This is a genomic window from Parashewanella hymeniacidonis, from assembly GCF_016900895.1.
GTDB classification, from domain to species: Bacteria; Pseudomonadota; Gammaproteobacteria; order Enterobacterales; family Shewanellaceae; genus Parashewanella; species Parashewanella hymeniacidonis.
Genome location: NZ_JAFEUN010000022.1, coordinates 28,546 through 46,555, shown reverse-complemented (window position 1 = coordinate 46,555; position 18,010 = coordinate 28,546). Strand labels below are relative to the sequence as shown.

Genomic DNA, 18,010 nt, shown 5'->3' with positions numbered 1-18,010 from the left:
CACCCCGTTGGAACCTTGTTCTCAGCGGGCTAGGGCTGCGTATTCTACGCATTTCCCTGTGGTCGTCAACACTTTTTTTAAACTTATTTTAAAGAAAGTTTTCGACCGTTTAAAGTGTGTTCAATTTGACTCGAACTTCCTTCAAACCCCGACTCGCCAACCTTGCTGCTTAATCGCTTAAGAAGCTGTTGTGCCGTGTCAGTGGATGCGCATTATAGGGAGATTCTGAAACCGTGCAAGGGCTTTTTTGAAAAAAAAACTCGTTCGCACAATTAACAATCACAATGGCCTTTTTATCGCCTCTAACATACAACTTCAATCGAGGCGGACAGCCATCATACACAACTAACCTCATGAGTTAACTAGGTTTTTTATTAATAAAAATTAATGTTAATCGTATCTCTCATTGTAAAACGACTTCTAAGACTAAGATTTTATTTAGTTTTATCTGATATTTAGCTACATTATGAGTATAGAAACTTTAGATTTGGAGCTATTGATGGCCCTTTCCACTTATATTTTACTCGCAGGCATTTTAAGCGGAACCTCAGCTAATATTACATATATATATAAGTGGGTAGATAATAATGGCGTTACCCACTACAGTAATCAGGAGCCAACTGGCGTTAAATCTGAACAAATTGATGCTAAAACACTACGGCCGAAGAAGATTGGTACGGTAGTGCCTAAGCGTTTAAAAGAAGACGCCCAAGAACAGGCTGCAAATACGGACATCTCTAACTCGCTTCAGTCAAAGGAAGTCTGTAGCCGTGCAACTCATAATTTAAAGTTACTACAAACTCATACTCGTTTACTCCAACAAACAAATAACTCCAAAGAGCCCGTTGCTTTAACAGAGGAACAAAGACAAGCATCTATTAAGCGAGAACAACAACGAATAAATGCTTTTTGTAAAAAATAGCACTTGAAAGTACAGTCCTTGAATTGGTAAAAATAGCTATACGATAGCTATTTTCATTTCTTACTCTTAGTTTATTATGCTATTTGTCGACTTTTTGCTTCAAGAATCTCTACGGTATAAGCAAGCTTATCGACAGATGCTTTCATTAGCTTTGGCATCTCGTCCAGTTCAATACTCAAGAGTAAGTTTTTTACTTCTAAGCCAAGTTCTGTATCACCTTCAATTTGTAACTGACGCTGGAAGAAAAGTGTATCTGGATCTTCTTTCGCTGCAGCGACTTTAATAAGTGAAGCAGAGTCAGCCGAAAAAGTAACATCAGCTTTTAGCGGCTCTCGTACTCTCCACTGCTTATCAAAACTTACTTCAAATCTTAAATTGAAATCTTTTACTTCAATTCTTACCCACTTATCTTTCAGAAATTCTAGTTCTTCATCTTCCATTTGCTCTTTAAACATCACCTTCAACAATTCAGTGATTGCTTTAGCTTTAAATGAGAAAGGAATAACAGCTAAACTCACTTGAGCCACTGTGGGTACTTTATTTAGAATATGTTTTGCTGCTGGAGCAGGGATCTTCGCAAACATTTTTGTTCACCTTAAGTTTTAATATCACAGTATTCTAATCAAGCTTTATCACTTTAAACCTGTTCTACATCAATTCTTGGTAAAACAAATATCAGTAAACTTCGATCAAAATTAATACTTGAGAGATTTACTATGGAATTGCTTTGTCCAGCCGGAAATTTAGCGGCACTAAAAACCGCATTTAATGCAGGGGCAGATGCGGTTTACTTAGGCTTAAAAGATGATACCAATGCTCGCTCTTTTGCAGGGTTGAACTTTAGTCCTAAAAAGCTACAGCAAGCCGTATCTATTGCTAAGACTCAGGGTAAAAAAATATTTCTAACGATTAACACCTTTCCCAAACCGACAGAAGAATCCCGTTGGTATCAAGCTATCGATATGGCTGCTGATTTCGGTGCTGACGCCTTGATCATGGCCGACCTGTCTCTGCTTGATTATGCTCACAGTCGACATCCACAACTTCCGTTGCATCTTTCAGTTCAAGCGAGTGCCACCAATGTAGGTGCTTTAAGTTTGTATAAAGAAGAGTTCAACATTGAACGGGCGGTTCTACCCAGAGTGCTTTCAATGAAACAAGTTCGTGATCTTGCGAAAGTTTCACCTGTTGATCTTGAAGTATTTGCTTTTGGTAGTTTGTGTATTATGGCTGAAGGTCGTTGTCACCTTTCCTCTTATGTGACGGGCCAATCACCTAATACTGGCGGTAGCTGTTCACCTGCACAACATGTTCGTTGGGCAGAAAAAGACGGTCAACAGTTAACCAAACTTAATAACGTCCTCATTGATAAATCAGGTAAAGACGAGCAGATGGGGTACCCCGTTGTCTGTAAAGGTAAGTATGTCGCTGAAGATAATGGTGATACAGAATATATGCTGGAATCTCCCACCAGCTTAAACACACTGTCTTTGCTCCCTGAACTAGGAAAAGCTGGAATCGTTTCATTAAAGATTGAGGGGCGACAACGCAGCCCTGCTTATGTGGAGCAAGTAACCCGAGTTTGGCGTAATGCGATTGATACTTACCTTAATAATCCTGCCGGTTACGAAACACAATGTGAATGGAACGCAGCTTTAGACAAAGTATCGGAGGGCCAAACGACGACGCTTGGCGCTTATGAAAGAACTTGGCAGTAAGTCATAAAGTAGAGGAATTAATATATGCAAATCAGTTTAGGACCACTTCTTTATTTTTGGTCAAAAGATCGAATATTCGATTTCTACCGTCAAGTAGCAGAAAGTAATATTCCCGTAGTCTATTTAGGGGAGGCGGTTTGTACACGACGCCGAGAACTCAAATTTAAGGACTACCTTGAACTTGCAACAATGCTAAAAGAGGCAGGCAAAGAAGTTTACCTCTCAACATTAGCCTTATTGGAAACACCTTCTGAATATACTGAATTAAAGCGTCAAATTGAAACTTGCGGCTTTAAAATTGAAGCGAACGATATGGCTGCCGTTTATGTTGCAAAAGAAAATAATATTCCCTTTGTGTGTGGCCCAAGTATCAACAACTATAACTCATCCAGTTTATGTAAAATGCAAAGTTGGGGAATGGAACGATTTGTCATGCCTGTCGAGTTATCTAAAGATTGGCTCAACAAGGTCATTGACTCCTATGAAGGTAAATTGCCTTTTGGTATTGAAGTTTTTGGTTATGGCCATTCACCTTTGGCATATTCCGCTCGTTGCTTTACTGCAAGACATAAAGGTATAGCTAAAGATAATTGTGAAACAGTGTGTATTGAATACCCAAAAGGATTGCTCGCACAAACTCAGGAAGATGAGCCATTATTGCGCCTCAATGGTATTCAAACTCAAGCTGCTGCATGTACAGACTTAAGCCGTGAAATTGAAGTAATGAGACAAATGGGGGTGACTCACTTTAGAGTTTCACCAACAGGAAAAAATACTATTGAAATTGCAGAAGCATTGATTGCTGGTCAGCCTATTCCGACCCCAGCTAACCCATGTAATGGCTATTGGCACGGCGAAGCTGGATTTGAAAACAATTAATATAAAGTAAAAAGCATTTACTGGCCCTCAAGTTTTGCTTTGGGGGCTCTAACTGAAAACCACTTAGTTAATGCAAGTAAGTATACGACTCCGAACATGCACCAAAGTAAACCTACTTCGAAAGCTTGCCTTGATAGTTGCGTCCACAACCATAATGTCAGTAAAAAACCAATGAAAGGCACAAGTCCATTTTTTACTAACTGCCGTTGCTGATTATCGATATAAAAATGTTTGATCACAGAGAGGTTCACAAACGAAAACGCAACTAAGGCACCAAAGCTTATAATGCTCGAGGCTAACTCTAAACTCAAAGACAATGCGCTTAATGAAACAAATGATACCAGTAAAATCGCAAACGTTGGTGTTTCATATTTTTTATTTTTCAATGACAAAATGTTGGGCAACGCTCCACTCTTTCCCATTGAATATAAAATTCGACTAACGCTTGCTTGAGAAGCAAGTGCACTTGCAAATAAACCAAACATATAAATAAAAATATAGAGTTCATTTAAGTGCATACCACCTATGGTCTGATTTAACTGTAAACTTGCCGTGTCAGGATCATTAAATAGGTGCCAATTGGGAAAAACCAACTGCCCTAAATAAGCGACAATGACATACAAAACACCACAAACTAACGTGCAATAAATGATGCCTCTTGGCACGTCATTTTTAGGATGTTTAGCTTCATCAGCCAGAGTAGAAACAGAATCAAACCCAAGAAAGGAAAAACTTAAAATCGCTGCCCCACCAACAACAGCGGATGTACTCATATTTGAAGAGTAAAATGGGGCGAGATAATCAATTTGTTGACCTGGGATTGAGAGCTCATTGATGGCTAAGGCACAAAAAATGGCAATAAACAGTATTTGCAACCCAATCAGAATGACATTTACTCTCGTGACGAGCTTTATACCTAAAAAATTTAGAACGGTTACTACAACGATGCTAGCAATAATCCAAAACGCACTTGGAAGAAAAGATAAGTATTCAGGAAGATATAAACCAATAACCAGATAGTTAACCATTGGCAGTAAAATATAATCTAACAACAACGCCCAAGCAACGATGAATGCTAAGCCTCCACCAAAGGTATGGCTGACGTAAGTATAAGCAGAACCTGAAGCTGGAATCTCTTTCGACATTCTGGCATAGCTTACTGCAGTAAACATGATGACACACAATGTCACTAAATAGGCTGCGGCGACATGTCCATCGGTCCCAACAGTTACAATCCCATAGGTGGTAAAAACCGTTACTGGCGTCATGTAAGCAATACCTGAAACCGTTAAATCCGTTACGCTCAGGACTCTTTTCATAGCACCAACCTAGGAATTTATAGGGGAAAAATTTCTCTGATATCGTTAACATAGTCAGGCTGTAATAATTAGCAAATATTCATTTTGAGTTAGATGGTCAGTTTTTCTTATTCAAAGTTAGAAATATTGAAATTAATATTTCTCCTGAGCTGAACGACCAAATAAATCCCGCCGAAACATAACCAACACAGTCCAACTATAATTGACATTTTAGACAATGATAACCACAACCATATGGTCAATAAGAACCCCATAATTGGCATCAACATGTTTTTAAACCAATGCCGTTCGTCAAGCTTGAAATAGTAATGTTTGATTACCGATAAGTTTACGAAAGTAAAAGCGGTGAGTGCACCGAAACTGATCATGCTCGATGCCAGCTCTAAGCTGATCCCAATCGAAATCAAAGAAGCCAATGACACGACTATGATCGCTAACCAAGGTGTTTGGTAAGTTTTACTTAAATATCCGAATTGTTTTGGCAATATATTGCTTCTGCCCATTGCATACAAAACTCGACTAACACTGGCTAATGATGCCATTGCACACGAGATACAACCGATAACCGACATCACAATATAAAATTTATTAAACCGTTCTCCTCCAATGAAAGTAACCAGCTTCAAACTTACGGTTTCTGGGTTAGCATTCTCAGGCCAATGAGGAAACACCAATTGACCAAAGTACGCAACGAGAATATAGAGGAATCCACTGAAGACAGTGCAGAGAATAATTGCCTTTGGAACGGTTTTTTCTGGTTCAATGGCTTCCTCTGCTAACGTTGATATCGATTCAAATCCTAAAAACGATAAGCATAAAATAGCAGCGCCACTGATGATGAGGGACAATTTCATTTCTGGTTCATAAAAAGGTTTTAAGTAATCGATAGGTTCAGCAGTATTGAGCAAAATGACTATGGATAAACCGATAAACAACAAAACAAAGATTAACTGTAATCCTACTAGCACAAGATTGACTTTCGTTACTATCTTAATGCCCAGCAAATTAAGTAAACACACAATTGCCGCTGATAAACATATCCAAACAGCGCTATCTGTACTTGGGAAGTAATCTTGTAAGTAGATACCAATCACGAGATAACTGATCATAGGAGCAAATAAGTAATCAAGCAACAATGTCCAGCCAACGATAAAACCGACTAAGTGCCCAAAGCTCTCTCTTGTATAAATATAAGCAGAACCAGATGCTGGTATCGCCTTAGACATCCTCCCGTAACTGATAGCGGTAAATAAAATCGCGATAAGGGTAATTAAATAAGCGGTGGATAGGTGACCCACAGTGAGCTTTGAAACAATTCCATAAGTCACGAAGGCCGCTAACGGTGACATATACGCTAAACCAAACAGTGTTAGCGCTGGCAAACTTAACACTCTCTTCATCAATTACCCATTTATGAATTCAGTTTTCTTATTTATAGTCGCAATTGATAATCAGTAACAACAAAAACTTGACCCAGATCGACTTTAGCGTTTTCGTTAGTGTTAACATACGCACGTTTTCAGCTCTAATAATAAAAAAATAGCCTGCAGTAACTATGGATATAAACACAAACAGTTTTACAGCTTCTGAAAGGGAAATTCGTCTAGCTTCCGGTGATGAATTAATTTCAACGACGGATAAACAAGGCAACATTACCTACGTAAACCAAAGATTTATTGAGATCTCAGGCTACTGTGAATCCGACCTTATTGGTAAACCTCATAATATTATTCGCCATTCAGATATGCCTAAAGCTGCATTTAAAGAAATGTGGACAACACTGCTATCTGGAAAATCCTGGCGAGGTATTGTTAAAAATCGCTCGAAACAAGGTCACTACTACTGGGTTGATGCCTTTGTGACACCTCTATTTGATAAAGGGCGTATCATCGGCTTTCAATCCGTACGAACAATGCCTAAGCCAAAATACATTTCAAAAGCCGAAGCTATCTATAAGAGGCTTAATCAAAATAAACCTCTAAAAAACGGAATCAGTCTAAACCAAAAAAGAGTACTTTCAGGTGTTTTAGCCACGTTAGGATTAGCGATAACAGGTTATTTTTGGGGATGGCCAGTCATCATTGCCGGAAGCCTATTAATGGGACTTAATCTGGCCATTTTTTATGATGAAGCTTTTCGAATTCCTAAACGATTAATGGAAATGCAACAAGAATTCGATTCAGTGAGCCGATTGATCTACAGTGGAAACGATACTTCTTCCATTCTGAGTTTTCAGTTGTTACTGCAACAAGCGAAGATGCACAGTATTTTAGGCAGAACACAAGATCAGGCAGATCAATTACAAACTATCGCAGGACAGCTCGTCACAACAACACAACAAGCTCATCAAAGTATCGAACAAGAAAAGCAAGAAGTTGAGCAGGTTGCAACGGCTATCGAACAACTCAAATGCACCATCAATGAGATTACCGATAATGCTAAAGCAACTTCGGAACAAATCCACGAGGCTAGCGAACGCTGCCAAGAATCTAACTCAAATATGCTACAAAATAGTGAACATATTCAAGCTCTATCAAACGCAGTTTCTGAAGCTGCAAACAATGCAGCACAATTGAATCAAGAAGCTGAGCAAGTTGCTAATGCAATGTCAGAAATTGATGCCATTGCTGAGCAAACTAACTTATTAGCTTTAAATGCGGCGATTGAAGCTGCAAGGGCTGGAGAACAAGGGCGAGGATTTGCAGTAGTTGCTGACGAAGTTCGAGCTTTATCGAGCCGCACGAGAGTATCCACCAGCAGCATTTCACAAAGCGTTGATAAAATGTTCAGTATGCTAAAAGATTGGGCATTACAAATGGAGCAGTCAAAACAGCAAGCTAACGATTGTGCGGAAGCGATTCAGCAATCTGCACATAAAGTAGGAGAAGTATATCAAGGTATCTTACAAGTGAGTGAGTTTGCAGAGCAAAATGCCGTTGCCTCAGGCCAACAAAATCAAGTGGTCACTGAACTAGCTTGTAATATGAACCAGATCTCTGTGCTAAGTACAGAAAACGTTGAAGCATTAAATCACATTGAAAGCTCAGCCATTGACGTGAGTAACAATGCAAGCAAAGCAAGAGGGCTTAGAGACACGTTTAATTAACTTAAACGATACAAAATGAACTTAAAAGGGCCTTAACAACTTAGTAGAAGTGCAAATTTAAACAAAGTTTATGAATAACATCTCAGTCATGATAAAAATCTGAGTGAATCATTTTACAGCCGAACATTATATCGGTAATCTGCACGCATACTCTATCGCTCACTTCTGTAAATAACAAAAGTGGGCGATTGCATATTTAGTGGAAGATGATCTCAGTCAGCTTCCAAATCTTAATTCTTGTTTTGAGGCTTCAAACGTGGAAGAAAAAAAACAAAAACATAACATCAAAACGGTATTAACCTTTTTGCTTCCATCTTTACTCGGGTTATTTTTATTTATGACTCCTGTAGGGCATGGCAACAGTTATACGATTCCAATTGCTGTTGTCGCTAAACTAATCCAAAGTGAATTTAAGCATATTGCTCTCCCTATGATTGCCTATATTGTCATTGGCATGGGAATCGTTACCTTGCTTATCAAGCTGACCAAACCCAAACCAGTTACAGACAATCATTTTTTGAATGAGCTGTTCAACCCTAATTGGTTTTGGACTGTTATTCGTGCTGTAGGCTCTATATTCATTGCAATGAACTTTTTTGAGTTCGGCCCTGAAGCACTGAGAACACCTGACACTGGCGGGCTAGTCTTCCACGACTTACTACCTGTATTATTTTCAGTATTTCTGATTGCTGGTCTACTGTTACCCCTGCTTCTAAGCTTTGGTTTATTAGAGATAGCAGGTGCGTTGTTAACAAAGATTATGCGACCAGTATTTAAACTTCCTGGACGAAGCGCTATCGGCTGTATCACATCATGGCTGGGAGATGGCAGTGTTGGTATTTTGATGACAGCTAAGCAATATGAAAATAACACCTTCACTCAAAGAGAAGCTGCAGTAATAGCAACAACGTTCTCAGCGGTTTCAATTACTTTTTGTCTTGTTGTAATTGGACAAGTGGGCTTAGAACACTTATTTCTTCCGTTTTATTTAACGGTTTGCGCTGCGGGAATCGCTGCCGCAATTATTGTTCCAAAGCTACCACCACTATCTCGCAAAAAAGACATTTTCATCAATGGTCAAGAGCGTCAAAAAGATGATGATATGGTTCCTGTTGGACGTAGTTCTCTGTCTTGGGGATATGAGCTTGCGCTAAAAAAAGCAGAGCAAGCACCAAGCGTTAAGCAATTCTTTCAAGAAGGCTTTAAAAACGTCATTGATATGGTATTTGGCGTATTACCGATAGTTATGGCCATTGGTACTATCGCACTTGTTGTTGCCGACAAAACGCCTTTGTTTGAATACTTAGGAATGCCATTTATACCGTTGCTAGAATTACTGTATATTCCTGAAGCAACAGCTGCATCGAAAACCATTGTTGTTGGCTTTGCTGATATGTTTCTCCCGGCTATCTTAGCTTCGAGTATACAGTCAGAAATGACACGCTTTATCATCGCAGCAATGTCTGTGAGCCAATTAATCTATATGAGTGAAGTGGGCGCACTACTTATTGGTAGTAAGATACCGGTAAACTTTTTTGAGTTATTAATGATCTTTATCTTAAGAACATTAGTTACCTTGCCTGTTATTTCTGGTATTGCGCACCTGATATTCTAGGCATTAAAATCAATATTCCTTCGAGCCCAAACATTCATGATGTTTGGGCTTTTTTATTGTCATTTTTCTGTCATAAAATTTTAATTTAACCTTAAATTTCGCTGTCTATCCTTTATGTGTAAATGCATGCTTTAGGATAAACAATGACGTTTAGCAGTACAGCACATGAACAGGGAAAAAGTTTAAAAGCAAAGCATTATCATGCTTTTTGGCTGTCCGATATTCACCTTGGTTGTAAAGATTGCAAAGCTGAATTTTTATTGCAGCTTCTACAAACATCAACATTTGATAATTTGTATTTAGTCGGTGACATTATTGATTTATGGGCGCTAAAGAAACGCCCTTATTGGCCCGAAAGTCACCACAAAGTTCTACAGAAGATCATCGAAATTGCTCAATCTGATACTAACGTTATCTTTATACCGGGTAATCACGATGAGTTATTAAAGAGTTATCACTATTTCAATTTTGCCAATATTGAGATTCATCCTTTTTTCCTGCATCGCACGGTATCAGGAAAAAAACTGCTCATGGTCCATGGAGATCAATTTGACTCCGAAGTTTGTGTAAGCCGATATTACGCAAAACTGGGCGATCATTTGTATGATTTTCTTCTCTTTTTAAACCGTTCTATTCATGGGCTAAGAAAACGCTTTGGGCATTCTTATTGGTCATTAGCCAGTTACATTAAAAAGAAAGTTCCTAAAGCTCAGCAAGCCATCGAGCGCTATCACCAAGCAGCAATTCGTTATGCAAAACAGCAAAACGTCGATGCTATATTTTGTGGCCATATCCACCAGCCAGAGTTAATTCAACAAGAAAACATAATTTATGGCAATCATGGTGATTGGATAGAAAACTGTACTTTAATTGCCGAAACAGAACAGGGGGAACTGCAACTACTTCAGTGGGATGACAAATGGAATTGCACTCGAGTTTTATCGCAGATCGACTCTTCCATTCAACCTAGAAAACTTAGTTGGGTACGTTCTCAAGCGCAGAAAAAATTGTCGGTAGCAAGGCAGAACGTTCAGCAAGTAGTTAATCTACTTGCAAATGTTCTAACGTAGATAACGGCAATTTTAGCCAGCTTGTGAGCGTAGAGCGATTCACCCAATAGGTGATAACAGTTAATCAGATTATTTTCTTACTTTCATAAGCTTAAAAAGTGATTTAGCGTTCAACTGAGTTTTTTAGGTTCAAGTTTTATCACCCAATAAAAACACACAACAGCAACCCCACGAAAGCGTTGCTTAGGGACAGAATTTATGATTTTCACTGTAGATAAAGTCGTTAAAGAAAACCTTCCGAAAATTGAGCAAAAACCGTGGTTAGCTAAGCCGACTAAGACAATGCTCAAATACCTGTTAAACGAAAAAGAATGCAACGAAATTGCAATGCAACACGCTCACTTAACGGGCGTGGATTTTGTCGAAAAGGTATTAGAAAGTTTTAATTTCAACTATTCAGTGCCAAATACTGAAATCGAAAATATTCCCTGTGAAGGTCGTGTTGTTATCTTCGCTAATCATCCCATTGGCTCGCTTGATGCGTTAGCCATGATTAAGCTCATCAGCAAAGTAAGAAGTGACATTAAAGTTGTCGCCAACGATCTCCTTATGGCGCTTGGACCACTTCATAATATTCTATTGCCAGTGAAGAATATGACTGGCGGCACACCCAAACAAAATTTAACCGCTATTCATGAACACCTAAAAAGTGAAGGTGCTGTATTGATCTTCCCTTCTGGTGAAGTATCGAGACTAAGACCTCAGGGTGTTCGAGATACCAGTTGGCAGTCAGGTTTCTATAAAATGGCTTGTACTTGTAATGCGCCATTACTTCCTATGTTTGCCGATGCAAAAAACTCGGCCGCTTTCTATGGCGCTTCAATGATCTATAAGCCTTTAGCCACATTGATGTTGGTAAAGGAAATGTTCAAACAGTCCAAGAAAACCATGCCTATTCGTATTGGCGAACTTATTCCTATTGATGCATTTAAGAATAATGACTTTCCGCTTAAGGTAAAAATAAAACTGCTCAAAAATCACCTCTACCGTGTCGGTCGAAATCGCCAAGGACTCTTTAACACTCAAAGTCCAATCGCTCATCCTGAGTCTCGTGCAGACCTACAACATGCACTTAATCAATGTGAACAACTGGGTGAAACTGCTGACGGTAAACTGATTTACCTTTATGAACACAAAGACTCCAGTCCAATTATGCGTGAAGTTGGTAGGCTACGAGAAATCGCATTCAGAGCCGTTGGTGAAGGAACAGGAGAACGCCGTGATACTGATAAGTATGATCCATTTTATCTCCACTTAATATTATGGGATAAAAACGATTTAGAAATCGTAGGTGCTTATCGGTTTGCAAAAGTAGACGATGTCCATCAACGGATTGGTCAAAAAGCGCTATACAGTCAATCTTTATTCAGTTATACATCTGAGTTTGACCCATATTTTGAAAAAGGATTGGAGCTTGGTCGAAGCTTTGTTCAGCCAAAATACTGGGGGAAACGTAGCTTAGAATATTTATGGTACGGCATTGGTGCCTTTTTACAGAAACATCCGCAATATCGTTATCTTTTTGGGCCTGTATCATTAAGCGGGCAACTGCCTGAGCGAGCGAAAGCTTTATTAGTTCACTTTTATCAAACTCAGTTTTTACCCTGTACTTGTTTGGCGAACTCAAAGTCACCTTACATGATTACAACAGAATTAAAACAAAGTCTCGATACATTGTATGACTATAGTTCCAACGACAAAGATACTTACAATTCAAATTTTCGAATATTAAAACAGACATTATCTGAATTAGGTGTAGCAGTGCCAACTCTGTTTAAGCAATATTCAGAATTATGTAAACCTGGGGGCGTCAAGTTCCTCGATTTTGGCGTAGATACTGACTTTAATGATTGTATTGACGGGTTGGTTTTGGTAGATTTGGAAAAATTAATTCCTAAGAAAAAAGCAAAATACATAGAGCCCTGAATAAATCAGGGCTCTACTCTAATTAATCTTCGTCTGTTTCTCTATCCATATTCTCAGTATTCTCAAGCCATAAGGCATTGATGATACCGAAAGCACAAGCGAGTAAAACGCCTAATATCCAAGTGAAATACCACATACCTATGCTCTCCTTAATAGAGTGAAGTCGATTTTTCTTCAATGTCCTTACGACCAATGCGTCCAAACATCTTGATGTACGTCCAGATGGTATAGCACACAACGATTGGAACGAGCACACTCGCAGCAAAAGTCATGATACCTAAGGTCATTTTGCTGGCCGTTGCATCCCAAATTGTTAAGCTGTAATTTGGTTGTAAGGATGATGGCATCACAAATGGGAACATTGCACTACCGCAAGTCAGTATCACCATTGCAATCGCTAATGAGCTGAACAAGAAAGCCCAGCCAGAACGATTTATGCGACTCAAAAATATAACCAAAATTGGCATGACGAGCCCCAGAATTGGAAACAGTTTAGTCAATGGATACAACTCATAATTGTGTAGCCAAGCTCCAGCTTGTATTGCAACCTGCTTCACTCTCGGATCAGACACCCCATCCGTTGAAAGATTAGAAGTAATCACATAGCCATCGAGTCCATTGATGACCCAATATCCAGCGATTGCAAAGCAGAGGGTTAATACAATCGCACTTACTTGAGATGCTGTTACAGCCTTGCTTCTTAACATACCCTCTGTTTTCATTTGCAACCACGAAGCGCCTTGCATCATGAACATCGAAACACAAACAATGCCAGCTAACAGTCCAAACGGATTAAGCAGTTGCCAAAAACTACCGTGATAAGTTGCACGCAAAAACTCATCAAATGTGAATGGAACACCTTGTAGTAAGTTACCAAACGCTACGCCGATAATGAGCGGTGGCACAAAGCCACCGACAAACAATGCCCAATCCCAAGCACTGCGCCATTTAGGGTCTTCAATTTTCGAACGATAATCAAACCCGACCGGACGAAGGTATAAAGCAAACAGCACTAACATCATAGCAATGTAAAAGCCCGAAAAAGCTACTGCATAGACCATCGGCCATGCAGCAAATAATGCCCCAGCCCCTGTAATCAGCCACACTTGATTACCGTCCCAATGCGGAGCTACAGTATTGATCATAACTCGTCGCTCAACATCGTCCCTTCCAATAATAGGGAGAAGTGCACCCACACCCATATCGAAGCCATCAGTTATAGCAAATCCAATAAACAGCACACCAATCAACACCCACCAGATCAGTCTTAGCATTTCGTAATCAAACATGTGGATGCTCCTGCGCTTTGTTATTATCGCCTAGCGTATTTTGTTCATCTTCAAAATGGTATCGACCAGTTTTTAAACTGCTCGGTCCAATTTTTATGTACTTCCTCATTAAGAAAACTTCAATGATCAGCAATACAGTATAAAACACCGTAATCGTAGCAATACTGAACCAAATATCACCGGGGTTTAACGATGATGCCGACATGTGTGTTGGAAGGATCCCAGAAATTGTCCATGGTTGCCTACCATATTCAGCCACAAACCAACCAGCTTCTATAGCCAGCCATGGCAACGGCAAACTGTATAAGGCAGCTTTCAATACCCATTTTTTCTCAGCGATTTTATGTTTGGTGCTTTGCCAAAATGCCGCAGAAAACACGATTAACATAATAACGCCAAATGCGACCATTATTCTGAATGACCAGAATATCGGTGCTACATGAGGGATACTGTCCTTGGTAGCTGCCATGATTTGCTCTTCTGTTGCATCAGTGACTTTGTTAGTGAAGCGTTTTAACAATAGCCCGTAACCTAAATCGCCCTTAAATTCATTAAAGGCTTTTATGTTTTCTGGGGATTTATCTCCGCCCCTAAGCTTCTCAAGCAAAGCATACGCTTTCATACCTCGTCGAATTCGAGCCTCATGCTCTTTCATTAAATCCTTGAGCCCAGTAACTTCTTGGCTGAAACTGCGCGTTGCAATGATCCCCATTAAGTAAGGAATTTTGACGGCAAAATGCGTTTCTTCGGCTTGTTGGTCGGGAATACCAACAACTGTGAATGCGGCTGGAGGAGGATCGGTGTGCCATTCAGCTTCAATCGCAGCTAGTTTCACACGCTGAACTTCACCCACTTCATAGCCCGATTCATCACCGAGAACCATAACCGACAAAATGGATGCCATACCAAAACTCGCTGCAATTGCAAATGAACGTCTTGCAAAAGGTAAATCACGCTTTTTGAGAATGTAATACGAGCTAATAGCGAGAACAAACATCGCACCAGTGACATACCCTGCAGCAACGGTGTGGACAAATTTAACTTGAGCAACGGGATTAAAGATTACCTGTGCAAAGTTGGTCATCTCCATTCGCATCGTTTCAAAATTAAATACGCTGCCGACAGGGTTTTGCATCCAGCCGTTTGCGATTAAAATCCAGAGCGCAGATAGATTAGTACCTAAAGCCATTAACCAGGTCGCAGCAAGATGTTGTCTTTTCGAGAGGCGATCCCAGCCAAAGAAAAACATACCCACAAAGGTCGACTCTAAAAAGAATGCCATCAAGCCTTCGAGTGCCAAAGGAGCGCCAAAAATATCGCCAACATAGTGCGAGTAGTATGACCAATTAGTCCCGAACTGGAACTCCATGGCGATACCAGTTGTTACGCCTAATGCGAAATTGATACCGAATAACTTGCCCCAAAATTTCGTCATATCTCGATATATCATCTTATCTGTCATGACATATAGAGATTCCATGATGGCAAGGATAAAAGATAAACCTAAGGTCAACGGAACAAAGAGAAAATGGTACATAGCAGTCAATGCAAACTGCAAACGGGATAACTCAACAACTTCATCAAGGATCATTTACGACTCCTGCGTTACTAGAGCTTTATAGTCAAAGATTGATAACTATTTGTTATTTAAGACTAGAGGTAGTATTGCCAATTGAACAATGATAGCCAATATACTCCTGATCTAACGATAAAAAAACCAACAATATCGACCAAACCACATAGCCTATTAAACTAAAGAACAATAAACTATCAGCATTTTCATCTAACCGAACACAACTCATTACGAAAAAGCCGCTAAACTCGTTCACTTTGTTCAATTAACAATACAATTTTTAATCCCCCTGTAAAATTATGTTAATTAGACATTACAGAGACTAAAAACTTAAAAGAATACGTTTATAAATGTCATACAACTTAATGATTTCGTGAATTGAGATGCTTTCATTGACTTGATGAATCGTTTTGTTTGGTAAGCCTAACTCGAGCACTTGAGTGTTTGCACTCGATAGGAAGCGGCCATCAGACGTTCCACCAGAAGTAGAAAGTCGAGGAAATATTCCAGAAACTTGATGAATTGCGGTTTCAGCAACAGAGAGCAAACTGTCCTGTTCCACGTTATTGGTAAAGTAAGGTGTACAATGCCGTTCCCAATTAATTTGTAAGCTCTGTATAACAGCTTCAGAAATGGGCAAAGATTCTATCTTTTTCGTAACAATACGCTGAATACCCTCTAACTCATATCGATGGCTGTAGCGAATATTGAAACAGATTTCGCACTTTCCCGGCACAATGTTGTCAGTGAACTCGCCAGAATTAATGTACGTGACTTGCAATGACGTCCCCGGAAAGTCTTCACTCCCTAGATCCCAGTTTATGTGCTCTAAAGCAAAAATGATTTCAGACGCTAAATGGATAGCATTACGACTCACTCCAGCGTAAGCGACATGCCCTTGTTTGCCCAACACTTCTAACTTGCCTGAAATAGCACCACGGCGCCCAACTTTAATCACATCACCTGTCTGTATATCACTTGTAGGTTCGCCAACTAAGCAGTAATCCGGTAACTGGTCTCTTTCAGTAAGTCTTTCAACAATGGTCTTAGTACCAAATTCAGCTTCACCTTCTTCATCACTCGTCAGCAATACCTGCCACTGCATTTTAGGTTGATGCCCTTGGTTAATAACGTCTTCCATTGCGGCGATCATTGCCGCTAAAGCGGTTTTCATATCGACAGCACCGCGCCCAACTAGCATGTCATCAATAATTGATCCACTAAATGGGTTTACCTTCCAAAGTTCTAATTGATTTGTTGGCACCACGTCGGTGTGGCCTGCAAACGCAAATGTTTTATTTGCACTTCTTTTTCCCCGACTGGCAATAAGATTGGTCACACCATTATTTTGGTAATGTTCAATTTGAAAACCAATCGCTTTAAGCTTATCTGCTATCCAACGCTGACAACCATCGTCATTAGGCGTTATAGAGCGTTTTTTTATGAGGAGTCTAGAATACTCGATTGCTGTATGAAATTTCTGTTCAGATGCTGGACTTTCTAACACTGTCGATAAAGGCGTTTTTACAGGCACTGCGACGCTCCATTGAATGTAACTATATAATTAAAGCAGCAATTTTTGACAGTTAAATGACATGATCAAATATCAAATAAAGCTCATGATATTAAAACCTTAGCCGATATATGAATATATGCCATTCAAGGAGTATGTATGAGACAAGTAAAAGAAATCATGCAGTCTAGAGTTGCAACGGTTGATCTCTATGACCGGCTATCGGTAGCCAAAGAGATTTTTGATCAAGCGCCTTTTCACCACTTACCTGTTTTAGAAGAAAACGAACTTGTTGGCGTTATATCTAAACACGATGTTTATAGAGCACTAAGCCCTCACCTAGATTCACTTTCTGAGTCGATGAAAGATTTAAATACGCTAAAAAAGCGGGTTCACCAAATTATGAACAAACGTCCTATTTCCATTGACGAATGCGCATTAATAAATCATGCATCAAAAACTATGCTGTTGCACAACATTGGCTGTTTACCTGTTACTGAAAAAGGGAAACTGTCAGGGATCATTACTTGGAAAGATCTTTTAAGTTTCTATTCTAGGGGGCGTTCCTAATCATTAATTTAATTGAATGCCTATTAATTTGGTCATGCTTTTTAAAATCATCTATCCTTATAAATATTCGCTATATTTTCTACCCATAACTCGGTAAAGTATTAGTACGATGTAGGGAGATACTTGATGAACGACAGACGTAAATTTTCTAGAGTACTGTTTAATGCTCAAGCAAAAATTGTCCAACTTCCTAAATTATGGAAGACGCAAGTTTTAGACATCAGCTTGAATGGCGCATTAATACAACTTCCTGAAAATTTTGAAATTACTGATTCTTCATACACATTAACACTATCGTTAATGGACTCAAATGTAGAAATTTCAATGCAAACTCAAGTTGTATACAGCGGCAATAACAATATTGGCTTATGTTGTGTTGAAATTGACGTAGATAGTATGGGTCATCTTAAGAGACTTGTTGAGCTCAACAGTGGTAGCACAGATTTACTTCATCGAGAACTACCACAGTTTATTCGTGAGCATACTAAATTAGCCTATGCTTGCTAATTC

The 18,010-nt window shown here is 39.4% G+C and carries 17 protein-coding genes; 10 read left to right on the top strand and 7 right to left on the bottom strand.

What is annotated here, in order from left to right; genetic code table 11:
• Together JQC92_RS06560 and JQC92_RS06555 are read left to right on the top strand one after the other, a co-directional pair.
• Positions 1 to 181: hypothetical protein (locus JQC92_RS06560; RefSeq protein ID WP_204998898.1), on the top strand; the 181-nt coding region annotated here is incomplete at its 5' end.
• A gap of 318 nt (positions 182 to 499) precedes the next feature.
• The gene (locus JQC92_RS06555; protein ID WP_204998897.1) at positions 500 to 922 is read left to right on the top strand and encodes a DUF4124 domain-containing protein; all 423 of its coding nucleotides are present in this window, start codon (positions 500 to 502) and stop codon (positions 920 to 922) included.
• 74 nt (positions 923 to 996) lie between these two features.
• On the opposite strand, the gene ubiT is transcribed toward JQC92_RS06555, so the two are convergent.
• On the bottom strand, positions 997 to 1,506 hold the full coding sequence (gene ubiT / locus JQC92_RS06550) for a ubiquinone anaerobic biosynthesis accessory factor UbiT (protein WP_204998896.1): 510 nt from the start codon (positions 1,504 to 1,506) through the stop codon (positions 997 to 999).
• A gap of 132 nt (positions 1,507 to 1,638) precedes the next feature.
• On the opposite strand from ubiT, the gene ubiU reads away from it, so the two are divergent.
• Positions 1,639 to 2,640, top strand: coding sequence for a ubiquinone anaerobic biosynthesis protein UbiU (ubiU, locus tag JQC92_RS06545; protein ID WP_204998895.1), 1,002 nt, complete (start codon positions 1,639 to 1,641; stop codon positions 2,638 to 2,640).
• Positions 2,641 to 2,664: 24 nt separating this feature from the next.
• A complete protein-coding gene (locus tag JQC92_RS06540; protein WP_204998894.1) occupies positions 2,665 to 3,519 on the top strand; it encodes a U32 family peptidase in 855 nt (284 codons plus the stop codon).
• Positions 3,520 to 3,536: 17 nt separating this feature from the next.
• Here the strand turns inward: JQC92_RS06540 and JQC92_RS06535 are convergent, their stop codons facing one another.
• Both JQC92_RS06535 and JQC92_RS06530 read right to left on the bottom strand, forming a co-directional pair.
• A complete protein-coding gene (locus tag JQC92_RS06535; RefSeq protein ID WP_204998893.1) occupies positions 3,537 to 4,838 on the bottom strand; it encodes an APC family permease in 1,302 nt (433 codons plus the stop codon).
• 107 nt (positions 4,839 to 4,945) lie between these two features.
• Positions 4,946 to 6,238: an APC family permease gene (locus tag JQC92_RS06530; protein WP_204998892.1), complete on the bottom strand. Its 1,293-nt coding sequence runs from the start codon at positions 6,236 to 6,238 to the stop codon at positions 4,946 to 4,948.
• 155 nt (positions 6,239 to 6,393) lie between these two features.
• On the opposite strand from JQC92_RS06530, the gene JQC92_RS06525 reads away from it, so the two are divergent.
• The 4 genes from JQC92_RS06525 (at position 6,394) to olsF (ending at position 12,555) form a co-directional block, all read left to right on the top strand.
• A complete protein-coding gene (locus tag JQC92_RS06525; protein WP_204998891.1) occupies positions 6,394 to 7,944 on the top strand; it encodes a methyl-accepting chemotaxis protein in 1,551 nt (516 codons plus the stop codon).
• A gap of 256 nt (positions 7,945 to 8,200) precedes the next feature.
• A complete protein-coding gene (locus JQC92_RS06520; protein ID WP_420851300.1) occupies positions 8,201 to 9,559 on the top strand; it encodes a YjiH family protein in 1,359 nt (452 codons plus the stop codon).
• A 143-nt stretch (positions 9,560 to 9,702) separates the two neighbouring features.
• Entirely contained in the window at positions 9,703 to 10,629 is a 927-nt protein-coding gene (locus JQC92_RS06515; protein ID WP_204998890.1) for a UDP-2,3-diacylglucosamine diphosphatase, read from the top strand.
• Between the two features lie 198 nt (positions 10,630 to 10,827).
• On the top strand, positions 10,828 to 12,555 hold the full coding sequence (gene olsF, locus JQC92_RS06510) for a bifunctional ornithine lipid synthase OlsF (protein WP_204998889.1): 1,728 nt from the start codon (positions 10,828 to 10,830) through the stop codon (positions 12,553 to 12,555).
• A 22-nt stretch (positions 12,556 to 12,577) separates the two neighbouring features.
• Here olsF and cydX read toward each other — a convergent pair whose 3' ends face one another.
• From cydX to dapE, 4 genes are all read right to left on the bottom strand, one after another.
• Positions 12,578 to 12,691 (bottom strand): cytochrome bd-I oxidase subunit CydX, encoded by a 114-nt coding sequence (gene cydX, locus JQC92_RS06505; protein ID WP_129945859.1) that lies wholly within the window; start codon positions 12,689 to 12,691, stop codon positions 12,578 to 12,580.
• 13 nt (positions 12,692 to 12,704) lie between these two features.
• The gene (gene cydB / locus JQC92_RS06500) at positions 12,705 to 13,844 is read right to left on the bottom strand and encodes a cytochrome d ubiquinol oxidase subunit II (RefSeq protein ID WP_204998888.1); all 1,140 of its coding nucleotides are present in this window, start codon (positions 13,842 to 13,844) and stop codon (positions 12,705 to 12,707) included.
• Positions 13,837 to 15,435 carry a cytochrome ubiquinol oxidase subunit I gene (locus JQC92_RS06495; protein WP_204998887.1) on the bottom strand — a complete coding sequence of 533 codons (1,599 nt, stop codon included), beginning with the start codon at positions 15,433 to 15,435 and terminating at the stop codon, positions 13,837 to 13,839. The genes cydB and JQC92_RS06495 overlap by 8 nt, the downstream gene beginning before the upstream one ends.
• A gap of 304 nt (positions 15,436 to 15,739) precedes the next feature.
• Complete coding sequence (gene dapE / locus JQC92_RS06490; protein ID WP_204998886.1) at positions 15,740 to 16,951, bottom strand: succinyl-diaminopimelate desuccinylase; 1,212 nt, start codon at positions 16,949 to 16,951, stop codon at positions 15,740 to 15,742.
• Between the two features lie 138 nt (positions 16,952 to 17,089).
• Here dapE and JQC92_RS06485 point away from each other — a divergent pair, with 138 nt between their 5' ends.
• Positions 17,090 to 17,500, top strand: a complete 411-nt coding sequence (locus JQC92_RS06485; protein WP_204998885.1) for a CBS domain-containing protein — start codon at positions 17,090 to 17,092, stop codon at positions 17,498 to 17,500.
• Between the two features lie 126 nt (positions 17,501 to 17,626).
• Positions 17,627 to 18,007: a PilZ domain-containing protein gene (locus JQC92_RS06480; protein ID WP_204998884.1), complete on the top strand. Its 381-nt coding sequence runs from the start codon at positions 17,627 to 17,629 to the stop codon at positions 18,005 to 18,007.
• Positions 18,008 to 18,010 lie beyond the last annotated feature (3 nt).